This window comes from Blautia sp. AF26-2, from assembly GCF_003460955.1.
Taxonomy (GTDB): domain Bacteria; phylum Bacillota; class Clostridia; order Lachnospirales; family Lachnospiraceae; genus Fusicatenibacter; species Fusicatenibacter saccharivorans.
The window spans coordinates 51,610-64,696 of record NZ_QTWD01000005.1; the positions used below are offsets into that span (position 1 = coordinate 51,610).

Below are 13,087 nucleotides of genomic sequence, written 5' to 3' on the forward strand. Positions count from 1 at the left end.
AGGATTCTTTCGGGACAGCTTTTCTCCTGCTATCTCTGGAAGAGCCGGGAGAAAAGCCCCTTCCTTTTTGCCGGGCGGGATGCAGCAGGTACATTTTGATTGATATATTGCTGAAACATGTTTTTTGAATCCTGAATGAGACCATTTAATTGCGCATTCTGACCAGCAGAAAACAGATCACACAATACAACTCCTTTTTGGGCATAGTACAATGCATTTTCCTTTCGCTCCAGTCTCATATTTGCAATTTGGAGCGTTTGATAGATAGGGATTTGATAGACCGGCATTTCTTCCGGAAGCAAAAGATCGCTGTAATGATACAGAAGTAATGAGATTTCTTCCGCTGCTTCCTGGATCTGCTCGGGATTTATATGTTCTTCCTGTACATTCTGAAGATACATAGATCCACATCCGATACAAATGCGGATGAATGCTTTGGACACAGTTTCTCTGATTTGTGGATTTAGAATTTCTGCATTCCATATATATATTCGATACTTTCTGCCAGACGCCAGCTCTTTTCGGCCAATTCGGTGCATTTGTGTCCCTGTATTTTTTCTGCTGTTACGACGGAAATGCATGCCAGCATACATTTCAGTTCATTCATCAATAAAATTTCAGCAGTTTTTTCTTTTGGGATTTTTAACTGCATTTCCTGTTCCAGCTTTTCTTGCTGGTGTTCTGTAAAATCCTGTAATTCTTTGATGCTCTCCGGATCGCTGAACTGAGATTCCTCCAAAGTTATTTTGCAGATCATTACCCGGAGCAGATTCTGATAGGTTTCTTTCCAGATTCCCGGTTCTTCTGATTGATTACTGATGGCCATGCATCTTCTGAAAAGATCTGTTTTATCAAAGGCCGACAGATATGGATTGTTGGAAAATTGCAGAATCTGAAAGGCTGTACAATGAAAATTTTCTTTTGCAGCTGCCTGCATCAGGAGCTCGGGATATTTTCGGGCATTCATAGACGCAACAGAAAATTCCTCTGCCTGTTTTTGAGCAGAAAGCAGCATTTTCTTTGGGGCTTTCTGTAGCAAAAATCCATTTTCCGGAAAGAGATTTCCAAAGATATTTTTAAAAATAGCTTGTTGTACTGCTGCTTTCAGTGTCATTGCATGAGAATGCATCTGCGGGCAATCCAGATTTCCGGCGACTGCTGTAATTTCATATTTTTCTTTGAGTGAAAGCAGCGCCGGAACAAGCAGATATTCTGTATCTGTCAGAATTTCCAGACGATGATAGACATCATGGTACGGCGCACCCGCGAGATCTCCCTTGGAAAACAGGAGCTTCGGGAAAAAATTCCAGCAGATACCTTCTAAGGTATGGTCTGTTACCTTTGCCTGCGCCAGCTCATAGATAGAATCATATCCTTCCTGATTGCTTTTTACTGTAACATGGGTATCGGATTGCACAGAATATAATTGACGTTCATAATAATTGGACAGAAAAATTCTGTCGCCCAAGTGATCCCAGGAATACATATAGTCCATATAGGATTCATACACATGATTTCCAAACATACTTGTCGTTGGTCCGACAAACAGAGAGTTCCACGCTTCGTAAGTATCAAGTTTTTGATTAAAAGCATTTACCATTTTTGCCTGTTCTTCTTTTGTATATTTGGAAATTTCCGTTCGTTCATTTGTCTTTTGCACAGAAGTTCCGCCTTTGCGGCGTCCGTGCTCAACCAGGAGAAGAAAGATGATTTCTTCTTTTTCCAGAAATTCTATTTCAAAAGAAATATCCCATGATTTTTCATCACAATAGGTTCTGTAATTACTACCTGAATTTATCGCTTTTTGTAATATTTCGGGATCAAGAGTTTCCCATGGAATCGAAACAGGAAAGTCCATATTTTATTTCCTCCAGGTGTCTGCTGATAAAATGATGTTGGAGGCAAAAAATATTTTGCCTCCCTTGTCATCCGATTGCTTTGCATGATATGCTTTGGCAATTCTTATTTTAATACTTTGATAGATACTTTTCCGCCAATTCCGGCCTGACACTGAACTTTTAAGATATCTCCGTCTTTTAAATCCAGATCCAGGTAACCATCACCAGTTTTAAACATGGCACCGGCTAAGGATTTTCCTATTTCGCCGACGGATATTTGTTCTGCGAGGCCGCTGCCTGCAGAAAATCCAATGATGGACCCCATCAGATTGACATTCCCTTTTTTGCTGTCTTTTGCCGGATCTATCATAGAAATACGATGAACGCCAGGAGTTAAGCTGATTTCATATGGAGTCTTAGATGCCTCATATAAAGTTCCTTCTTTTTCGTCATCAATAAAGATGCCTATTTTTGCTTTGGAATTCATCATTTTATTGTACTTGAGTGGATGAAACATTTTGTCCATGACGCTCATGGAAAGATCTTTTGCCATTCGATTGGAATCTTTTACTGTTAATACTAATCTTGCACTCATATTTTCCCTCCTGAAGTCAAGCGTTTCAAGTGATGCGCTTTTGTATTTTGGGTATCGGATTGTTGTTTTGGTATGGAATAGAATGATCCGATTCCGGCTAAAATTTGTGTTTATTATACTATTATTTGAAAAACTATATGAAATAGGCATAAAAATTAGACAAAAAATCAGATGAAAACATAAATTAAACTTTTAATGATTCCTATGATCCGATTTTTTTAAAAGAAAATTGATTTTATGGGAAAACAAAACTTATTTTGGAATGGAGAGAAGCGCAGGAGGCTGTGAACGACAGAACAAAAGAAAGAAATGACAGAAAACAGATACCGCGGTGGCAAAGCTGTTCACAAAGCTGGCGGGCGTGACAACGGCGTCTTATCTGTGGGTTGAAACAAAATATCATGAAAAACAGAAAAGAAGCATATCGTATAAAGATAACGGATGAACGCAGGTGAATCCATGAACAGACTCTGGAGCGGTATGCTTCTTCTTGGTATTGCCTACGGTGCTTTTTGCGGAAAGCTGCCGGAGGTGACAGACGGTGCGCTGCGTGCTTCAAAAGAGGCAGTTGTGCTGGCAATTTCTCTTCTGGGTGTGACGGGCCTTTGGAGCGGGCTGATGGAGATTGCAGGGAAAGCGGGAATGATCGACAGCCTGGTAAAAAAGATGGGACCGGTCATGCGCTTTTTGTTTCCAAAGGTACCATCGGATCACCCGGCCATCCAATCGGCTGCCACAAATATGATCTGTAATGTATTCGGTCTTGGCGCAGCGGCAACGCCGCCGGGCCTTCTTGCCATGGAACAGTTCGAAGAGCTGGAAGAGGAACGGCGGAAAAACAAAAATCCGGCCGCTGTTCCGAAAGGAACTGCAAACCGGGAAATGTGCACCTTTCTGATTTTAAATATTTCTTCCCTGCAGCTGATACCGGTCAACGTGATTGCATACCGCAGCCAGTATGGCAGCGTGCATCCAACGGCCATTGTCGGACCGGCACTGGCAGCGACGGCAGCAAGCACGGTAGCGGCTGTTTTATTCTGCAAATGTATGGAAAAATGCAAAAGCTGAGAATGCGGTCTGCCCAGGAATATTTATAAAAAAACAGTAAATTCGCCTTCTTAGGACTAGCCGCCGCGGCAACGGCTTGGTACAATAAAAGAAATGAGGGATATTGAATTTTACATAGGAGGAACACAAGAGCATGGCAGGATATGTGAGTCTTCAGGATGTAACCAAGACATACAAAATGGGTGAAGTCACCATCAAGGCCGCGGATGGAATCAGTTTTGATGTGGAAAAAGGTGAGTTTGTGATCGTTGTCGGCCCGAGCGGCGCGGGAAAGACGACCGTTCTGAATATCTTAGGAGGCATGGACACGGCGACTTCCGGAAAGGTGCTGGTGGACGGCGCGGAAATCAGCAAATACCGAGGCAAGAAGCTGATCCAGTACCGGCGGGAGGATATTGGATTTGTTTTTCAGTTTTATAATCTGATGCAGAACCTGACGGCGCTCGAGAATGTGGAGCTGGCGATGCAGATCTGCCGGCATCCGCTGGATGCGTCGGAGGTGCTTGCGGAGGTTGGGCTGGAAGAGAGAATGAATAACTTCCCGGCGCAGCTTTCGGGCGGAGAGCAGCAGCGTGTGGCGATTGCGCGTGCGCTGGCGAAGAATCCGAAACTGCTGCTCTGCGATGAGCCGACCGGCGCGCTCGATTATGTGACGGGAAAAGCGATCTTAAAGTTGCTGCAGGATACCTGCCGGGAGAAGGGGATGACGGTCATTGTCATCACTCACAACTCGGCGCTGACACCGATGGCGGACCGCGTGATTAAAATCCGAAACGGAAAAGTGGCGGGAATGAAAACAAATGAGAACCCGACGCCGGTGGAAGAGATAGAATGGTAGGTGGACGATGAGAGCATTTCGAAAAGACTTTATCCGGGAAATCACAAAGAACAAGGGGCGGTTTCTGTCAGTCTTTTTCATCGTGCTTCTTGGCGCGGCGTTTTTCTCGGGCATCCGGTCGGCGGAAGGAGATATGAAGGTTTCGGCGGACCGGTATTATGATGAAGTAAATTATATGGATTTGAAAGTCCTTGGAACGCTGGGGCTGACAGACGATGATCTGGCGGATATCGCGAAGACGGATGGCGTGAAAGCGGTCTACGGCGGAAAAACGGTGGAAGTGCTGCATGACATCGGCGAGAGCGAGCAGGTTGTGAAACTGATTGCGCTGACGGACGGTGTGAATGAGCCGCGCGTGGTTGAGGGACGGATGCCGGAGAAAGAGGATGAAATTCTTGTTGATACGCAGTTTCTGAAAAGTTCCGGTTGTGAGATCGGGGATCAGGTAACGTTCACTTCCGGAACGGAGGATCCGCTCTCAGATTCGCTGACCGGGGACACGTTTACGATTGTTGGTTCGGCGACACTCCCTTATTATATGGATCTGAACCGGGGAACGGGCTCGATTGGAAACGGAAGCATCAACAGTTTTGCACTGCTGCTTCCGGAGACATTTACCTCGGATCTCTATACAGAGATTTACGTCCAGGCGGACGGCGCACAGGAAGAGGCGAGCTACAGCGATGCGTATGATGAGACGGTGAAGGCTGTACAGACGAAGATTGAAGCGCTCGAGGATGCGGCGTGCGACCGGCGGTATACGGCAGTCAAAACCGAAGGACAGGAAAAGATTGATGATGCAAAACAGCAGGTCGCTGATGCAGAGCAGAAATTAGCGGACGCAAAAACAGAGCTGGATGACGGTGCACAGCAGCTTGCCGACGCGAAAGTGACGATTGCGGACAAAGAGCAGGAACTTCTCGACGGCGAACAGACGTTAAAGGACAAAGAACAGGAGCTTCTTGACGGAAAGCAGACGATTGCTGAGAAAGAACAGGAACTCCTTGACGGAAAACAGACCATTGCAGACAAAGAGCAGGAACTTCTCAGTGCGAAAGCAACCATCGCCGATAAAGAGCAGGAACTGGCATCCGGCAAGGCAACGCTGAAAGATAAAGAGGCGGAACTTGCGAGCGGAAAAGCGACGCTGGAAGCAAAGGCGGCAGAGCTGGAAAGCGGAAAAGCGGAGCTGAATCAGAAAGCCGATGAACTTGCAAGTGGAAAAACCACACTTGAGGCAAAAGCGAAAGAACTTTCCGACGGAAAAGCACAGCTTGCAGAGAAAGAAACAGAACTGGCATCCGGCAAAAAAGAGTTAGAGGAAAAAATGACGCAGCTTTCGGCGGCAAAAACCGAACTGACTCGGAAGCAGACGGAGCTGAATACTGCAAAAGAGCAGCTTTCCGAAAAAGAAACGGAATTGAATATTGCAAAGGAGCAGCTTTCCGCTGCACGCGAGGAACTGGACAACAAGAAAGCAGAAACCGCTGCAGGACGCACACAGTATGAAGCGCAGAAGGCAGCGTATGAAGAACAGAAGAGTCAGTATGAGACAGCCAAGGATCAGTTAGCCCAGATTTCCAGGCAGCTTCCGATGGTGGAGGCTGCGCAGACAGAAGTGACTGGTCAGATCGAGGTGATTGAGGCTCAGCTTGACGGACTGACGGAGGAAGATGAAGCATATGTATCCCTGTTGGAACAGAAAACTGCGCTGGAAGCAAAGCAGACAGAGTTAGCACAGCAGCTTTTCACGATGCAGGAGCAGAAAACATTTCTGGAACAAAACATCGCAGCGTTTGAAGCAGCAAGCGCTGATGCGGAAGCCCGGCTTGCGGCTGCAGAAGCTCAGATTACCGACGCAGAAAGTCAGCTTGCCGCTGCAGATGCACAATTAACAGAAAAAGAGCAGGAATGCGCCGCAGGCGAGGCACAGATTGCTTCTGCAAAAGAAGAACTGGAAAGCGGCGAAGCTCAGATTACAGAGGCTCTTGCCCAGCTTCAGGATGGAGAAGCACAAGCAGAAGCTTATCAGAAACAGATTGAGGATGGCGAAGCCCAGCTTGCATCCGCCAAAGCAGCGATTGCCGACGGAGAAGCTCAGCTTGAGACGAATCGCAGTAAATTAAAAGACGGAGAAACTCAGCTTGCGGCTGCCAGAGCCCAGCTTGCTGATGGGGAACAGCAGATTGCATCGTACCGACAGACGATTCAGTCGGGTGAGGCCCAGCTTGCCGCTGCAAAGCAGACAATTTCCAGTGGAGAAAGTCAGCTCGCCGACGCGAAACAGACGATCGCCGATGGCGAAACCCAGTTAGCAGAAGCAAAGCAGACGATCGCCGATGGAGAAAGTCAGCTCGCCGAAGCCAAGCAGACGATTGCCGACGGAGAAACCCAGCTTGCCGACGCGAAACAGGAAATCGCCGACGGAAAAATCTCCCTTGCGGATGCGAAACAGGAAATTGCCGATAAAGAAAAGGAACTTGAGGACGGCAAAGCCGAATATGAAAAAGCAAAAGCCGACGCCGAACCAGAAATCGCGGATGCGAAGCAGGAAATTGCGGACGGTGAGAAAACACTCGCAGACCTGAAAAAACCAACGTGGTACGTCTGGGGACGGAATAAGGTAACGTCAACTGAGAGCTTCGGTCAGGATGCCGGCCGTATCTCGAATATCGGAAAATTCTTCCCGGTTATCTTCTTCCTCGTGGCTGCTCTCGTCAGCCTGACGACGATGACACGAATGATCGAGGAACAGCGTCAGCAGATCGGAACGTTAAAAGCCCTCGGCTATTCCGACGGCGTGATCGCCTTTAAATATTTCGCATACGCGATGCTCTCCACCGTATCCGGCGCTCTCGCGGGCGTGGTGGTTGGAGAAAAAATCCTGCCCTGGGTTATTATGAATGCCTACGGCATGCTGTATACCGGACTCCCGTATTACATGACCCCGCTGAACTGGGAGCAGGGAGGCCTTGCGATTCTGGCGAGTGCAGCCTGCACCGGCGTGGCGACGATCGCGGCATGCTACAAAGAACTCGCCGCAGGTCCGGCAGAGCTGATGCGGCCGGAAGCACCGAAAAACGGCAAACGGATTTTCCTGGAACGCATCGGCGTACTCTGGAAACATCTGAACTTTACGCAGAAATCAACCGTGCGGAATCTGGTGCGGTATAAAAAACGATTCTTCATGACCGTTATCGGAATCGGCGGATGCATGGGTCTGATCCTCGTCGGTTTCGGCCTTCAGGATTCCATCACCGCGATTGCGAAAAACCAGTTCGTCAGCCTCTTCACCTATCAGGCGAATGCTGTGCTGAATTCAGATGTGGATGAATCCGAAAAAGAAGCATTGCAGACCGATCTGGAAAACTACAGCGGCATCGATGAGCTGCTGGAAATGTACTGCCAGAACATCGAACTGCAGACCGACAAAAAGACCGTGGATGCAGTGCTTGAAGTGCCGAAAGAACTGACGAATTTCAATGACTTCTATGCCTTCCGAGACCGGAAAAGCGGAGAAGTTTACGAATTCCCGACCGACGGCGGCGCAGCCATCAGCGAAAAGACAGCAACGATGCTCGGCGTAAAAGCAGGCGACACGGTTCAGCTGAAAAAAGGCGATGATATTGTGGACGTAAAGATTTCGATCATCGTCGAAAACTACGTGCGCCATTACCTGTATCTGGCCCCGGATCTCTACGAGGAGCTGTTCGGCGGAGCGCCGGACTACAACCAGCTTCTGATGAAATATCAGGACATGTCGGGCAATTATGAGACAGCACTCGGAGAAAAAATCATGACGTACGACGGTGTAGCGGCAATCTCGTTCACATCCGACCTGATTGATCAGATTGACAACATGCTTCGTTCCCTCGACATCGTCATCGTGGTGCTGATCGTATCGGCGGGCCTGTTGGCGTTTGTGGTGCTGTACAACCTGAACAACATCAACATCACCGAACGACAGAGAGAGCTGGCAACGCTGAAAGTGCTCGGCTTCTTCGACGGCGAGGTGGCATCGTACGTGTACCGGGAAAACATGGTGCTGACACTGTTCGGCGTTATCGCGGGCATGGGAATTGGAACGTTTTTACATCATTGCGTAATTCAGACCGTCGAGGTCGATATGATGATGTTCGGACGAAACGTGTTCCCGCGGAGCTACGGCTGGAGCGCCCTGATTACCCTGGCGTTTGCTCTGTTCGTCAATTTTATGATGTTCTACCGGTTAAGAAAAATTGATATGATTGAATCGCTGAAAAGCGTGGAGTAAACAACAGAAAAAGGCCGTCCGCGGTGATGCAGAGAATCTGCAGAAACCGTGGGTGGTTTTTTCATTTTGAAAGTGAAATATGAGCCGGAATGCTTGTTTTTTCAGACATTTCGTTGTATAAAAAAAATAAGGGTTTTTATTAGAACAGAATCAAAAAACAAAGAGTAAAGGGGATTTTTACAAATGGGAACAACAGAAACGAAAAAAATGAGAGTCGGCGTTGTCGGCTGCGGAGCGATCAGTGATATTTATCTGACGAACATGATTCATAACTTTGAGAATCTTGAGGTAGCAGCATGCTGCGCAGGCCATCTTGAACATGCGAAAAAGAAAGCAGAGCAGTATGGCATCAAGGGCTGTACCTACGAGGAAATTCTGGCAGATCCGTCGATTGAAATGGTAGTCATTCTGACACCGGCACCGACCCACGAGGGGCTGATCCGTCAGGCACTGGAAGCCGGAAAACACGTTTACACTGAAAAAACAATGACCCTCGCACCGGAAACGGCAGCGAAACTGATCGGGCTGGCAGAGGAGAAACATCTCTATCTCGGTTCCGCACCGGACACCTTCCTTGGATCGGCACTGCAGACCGCAAGAAAAGCGATCGACGACGGGCTGATCGGCGAGGTGACATCTTTCGAAGCATGCGCAAACCGCGATCTTGATTTGCTGGCGAGCATCTTCCGTTTTCTGCGGATGCCGGGCGGCGGTATCTGCTACGATTTCGGTGTTTATTATCTGACGGCAATTGTGAGTCTTTTTGGTCCGGTGGATCGCGTTGTATCGTCCGTGCGAAACCTTGCGGCGAAGCGTGTGAACATCATTCCGGGCAGCCCGGAATACGGACAGGAATTTGACTATACAAACGAAAGTCAGGTCTTTACCATTCTGGAAATGAAAAACGGTGTGACCGGTACATTCTGCGTCAATGGTGACAGCGTCATCAATGATCAGGCGGTATTCACCATTTACGGTAAAAAAGGTATCTTAAAGCTTGTTGATCCGAACAATTTCGGCGGCGATGTTGTCTATATTCCGGGTGTAAAAGACTGGACACAGCAGGCTGTTCCGGAAGTTTTACATTATGGCTTTGATTACAGCGAAAACAGCCGTGGTCTTGGCCCGTCTGAGATGGCAGAAGCAATTGCCGAGGGCAGACCAAACCGTGCGAGTGCCAAAATGGCATATCACGTACTCGATACGATCGATCAGATTATGAAGAGTGCGGAAACGGGTGCATTTGAGAAGGTTCCATCCACCTGCGAAAGACCGGAGGCCATGCCGAATTCATAGTCTATTTCTGATAGGATTGCAGGTACATCTGACGGAAGTCGGTAGGGCTTACATTTTTTGATTTCAAAAAGACTCTGTTAAACGTAGAAATACTGTTAAAACCGGATTCGAGCGACACTTCGGTGATCGTGAGATCCGGTTTTTTTAACAGGTTTTCGGCGATATGGAGCCGTTCCCTGGTGACGAAATCCGTGAAGGAGAGGCCGGTGTATGCGCGGAACAGCTTGGAAAAATGGCAGCGGGAGAATCCGGCGACTTTTGATGCTTCTTCCAGGGAAACCGGTTCGGTGCAGTGACTTGAGATCCAGGTACATGCAGCAACCATCTGGCGGTGTACCTGTGCGGAATGGCCTGTTTTTTGCGGTGCGGCAGTTTCGGTCGGCACGGAGAGATTTTCGCCGAGCAGAATAAAAAACTGATACAGCAGAACGCATCCGCGCAGTTCGGAAAAACTGATACCGGAGAGGGAGAGCCTGCGAAGCTCTGTCAGAAATCCGCGAAGCTTTTCGATTTCCGGGAAGTTGTTCGCATTCAGAAGACGGATCTGATAAAAAAGATAAGCAACAGACTGGAAATCCACGCGTTTTTCCAGAAAATCTGCATCGAGCTGAAGCATGATCAGACGATGTTCTCTGTTGGTTGTGGAAACAGCGTGCAGCTCGCCGGGCCAGATAAAGAGAAGATCACCGGGCTTCAGCGGAAAGGCTTCTCCGTTTACTTCATAGATAATGCCGTCATCCTGTGCAAGCACAATTTCAATATAGTGATGCCAGTGCAGACCGAAATAGGCGGGGACATGCGAAATAGAGATATCGTAAACATAGCTGTTAGCAAAATGATTGTTTTCGAAAAAAGAAGTCGAATCGTTTTTCATGGCAAAAGAATCCTCCGTATCTGATAAACGGTATTATACAACAGAAGAGAGAAAAAATATAGAAAAAATCGAAACATCTGGGCAATGATCGGCAATATATAAGTAGTGTTTTACGAGGATCTGTATTATGGTTAAGATATGAAAATTGTGAAGAACGGCAGAAATCGGAAAAAGAGTGATGTGATTTTGGCGAAAATTCACAATAAAAGTTTATGAAAAGTGAAGAAGTGAGAGGTAAGCGAAAAATGCAGATTTATGTAGATGGAAATGCTGTGCGAAGCGGAAATGGGCAGAAGGAATATCCATTTCAGACGATTTCCGAGGCGGCAAAAATTGCAATGCCCGGCGACGAGGTGCTTGTAGCGCCTGGCGTATATCGGGAATATGTAGATCCGGCGAATGCGGGATGTGAGGATGCAAGAATTGTGTACCGTTCTGTGGAACCGGGAAAAGCTGTGATTACCGGTGCGGAAATTGTGGATAACTGGGAGCATTTGGAAGGTGATGTGTGGACAGCGCGCGTTTCGAACGGATTGTTTGGGGATTACAATCCATATACGACACTGGTCAGCGGTGACTGGTTTATCGCATCCTACACGGCACACACCGGAGAAGTGTATCTGAATGGAAAATCCATGTATGAGGTGACAAGTCTGGATCAGGTGAAAAAGCCGGAGATCTATAAAAAATCCTGGGATCAGGCATTCACGGTTTACACCTGGTATGTGGAGCAGGACGAAGAAAAAAATGAGACCGTTTTCTATGTGAATTTTCAGGGAAAAAATCCGAACGAAGAAACCGTAGAAATCAATGTACGTGAGAATTGCTTTTATCCATCGAAGGAGGGCATTGGTTATATCACGCTGTCCGGCTTTGTTGTAAAACAGGCGGCAACTCAGTGGGCTCCGCCGACGGCATATCAGGAAGGAATGGTCGGCCCGCACTGGTCAAAGGGATGGATCATCGAGGATTGTGAAATTTCAGATTCGAAGTGCTCGGGCATTTCACTTGGAAAATACAGACAGCCGAACAATGACAATAAATGGCTCAAATGGAAATTCAAAGATGGTACACAGACGGAGCGTGACTGTATCTGCCAGGCGCAGCGGGAGGGATGGACAAAGGAAAACATCGGAAGCCACATCATCCGCCGGTGCAACATCCACGACTGTGGACAGACGGGTATTGTAGGCCATTTAGGCGGTGTGTTCTCGATTATTGAGGATAACCACATTCACCATATCAATAATAAACAGAACCTTGCGGGTGCGGAGATCGGCGGCATCAAGATGCATGCGGCGATCGATGTGATCATTCGAAGAAACCATTTCCATCACTGTACGAGAGGCCTCTGGCTCGACTGGCAGGCACAGGGCACACGTGTTACGCAGAACCTGTTCCATGACAATACGCTGCCGAACGAGGAGAATGCAAATCCGGAGGGGATGGACGGCATCGGCGAGGATATCTTTATTGAAATTTCCCACGGACCGACACTGGTGGACAATAACGTACTGCTTTCGGACCGCGCGATGAAGCTGGCAACACAGGGTGTTGCGGTAGTACATAACCTGATCGCGGGATCGTTTACTGCTGTCGGCCGCGGTGTCAACAATGGCTCCGAAAAGCTGCCGTCGCCACGCTACACACCGTACCATGTGCCGCATCGCACAGAGATCAACGGATTTATGACGGTTCTTCACGGTGACTGCCGGTTCTACAATAATATCTTCATCCAGAAGCCGGTTCGTGCGGGAATGGAAGAAATCCGTAAACTGACCGGAGATAATGAGTGGGATGACGGAAATCTGACAGCAGGAACCGCACCGTACAGCGGATATCCGACGCTGGAGGAGTACGTGGCAAGATTTGAGGGCTACTGCGGAATGGGCTCCGGAAAGTCGCCGGATCTGTATTACGAGAAGCTGCCGGTATGGCTTGGCGGAAACGTTTACTTCAATGGGGCGAAGCCGGCCAAGCAGGAACAGGACGCTGTAGTGGATACCGAGCATGAAATCACCATCGGTGTAAAAGAAGAGAACGGAAAATGGAAACTGGAGACCAATGTTTACGATTATCTGCCGCAGAATGCCTGTGCAGTGATCTCAACGGAGACGCTTGGCATGGCATTTGAGCCGGAACAGAAATATGAGAATCCGGATGGAACGCCGATCGTGTTCCGATATGACTACTTCGGAAACCGTCAGGGCATTCATCCGCTGCCGGGCCCGTTTGCATCAAAAGAGGCTGCGGAAGAAGCATTATCGTAAAGAAATTCTATAGACCCGCAAAAAAATAGCGTAAA

Annotated in this window: 8 protein-coding genes; 5 read left to right on the plus strand and 3 right to left on the minus strand. The window is 47.9% G+C overall.

Annotated features, from left to right (window positions below; translation table 11 throughout):
- Positions 1-463 precede the first annotated feature (463 nt).
- Together DWY63_RS07845 and DWY63_RS07850 are read right to left on the minus strand one after the other, a co-directional pair.
- Complete coding sequence (locus tag DWY63_RS07845; RefSeq protein WP_147343062.1) at positions 464-1,660, minus strand: hypothetical protein; 1,197 nt, start codon at positions 1,658-1,660, stop codon at positions 464-466.
- A gap of 302 nt (positions 1,661-1,962) precedes the next feature.
- Positions 1,963-2,433, minus strand: a complete 471-nt coding sequence (locus tag DWY63_RS07850; RefSeq protein ID WP_117510709.1) for a hypothetical protein — start codon at positions 2,431-2,433, stop codon at positions 1,963-1,965.
- Positions 2,434-2,892: 459 nt separating this feature from the next.
- Here DWY63_RS07850 and DWY63_RS07855 point away from each other — a divergent pair, with 459 nt between their 5' ends.
- The 4 genes from DWY63_RS07855 (at position 2,893) to DWY63_RS07870 (ending at position 9,908) form a co-directional block, all read left to right on the plus strand.
- Positions 2,893-3,501: a hypothetical protein gene (locus tag DWY63_RS07855; protein WP_055220413.1), complete on the plus strand. Its 609-nt coding sequence runs from the start codon at positions 2,893-2,895 to the stop codon at positions 3,499-3,501.
- A gap of 133 nt (positions 3,502-3,634) precedes the next feature.
- On the plus strand, positions 3,635-4,339 hold the full coding sequence (locus DWY63_RS07860; RefSeq protein WP_117801800.1) for an ABC transporter ATP-binding protein: 705 nt from the start codon (positions 3,635-3,637) through the stop codon (positions 4,337-4,339).
- Positions 4,340-4,346: 7 nt separating this feature from the next.
- Complete coding sequence (locus DWY63_RS07865) at positions 4,347-8,612, plus strand: FtsX-like permease family protein (protein ID WP_117801801.1); 4,266 nt, start codon at positions 4,347-4,349, stop codon at positions 8,610-8,612.
- A 183-nt stretch (positions 8,613-8,795) separates the two neighbouring features.
- On the plus strand, positions 8,796-9,908 hold the full coding sequence (locus DWY63_RS07870) for a Gfo/Idh/MocA family protein (protein WP_117801802.1): 1,113 nt from the start codon (positions 8,796-8,798) through the stop codon (positions 9,906-9,908).
- A 1-nt stretch (position 9,909) separates the two neighbouring features.
- Here the strand turns inward: DWY63_RS07870 and DWY63_RS07875 are convergent, their stop codons facing one another.
- Positions 9,910-10,782 (minus strand): AraC family transcriptional regulator, encoded by an 873-nt coding sequence (locus DWY63_RS07875; RefSeq protein WP_117801803.1) that lies wholly within the window; start codon positions 10,780-10,782, stop codon positions 9,910-9,912.
- 245 nt (positions 10,783-11,027) lie between these two features.
- Here DWY63_RS07875 and DWY63_RS07880 point away from each other — a divergent pair, with 245 nt between their 5' ends.
- Positions 11,028-13,052 carry a right-handed parallel beta-helix repeat-containing protein gene (locus DWY63_RS07880; RefSeq protein ID WP_117801804.1) on the plus strand — a complete coding sequence of 675 codons (2,025 nt, stop codon included), beginning with the start codon at positions 11,028-11,030 and terminating at the stop codon, positions 13,050-13,052.
- Positions 13,053-13,087 lie beyond the last annotated feature (35 nt).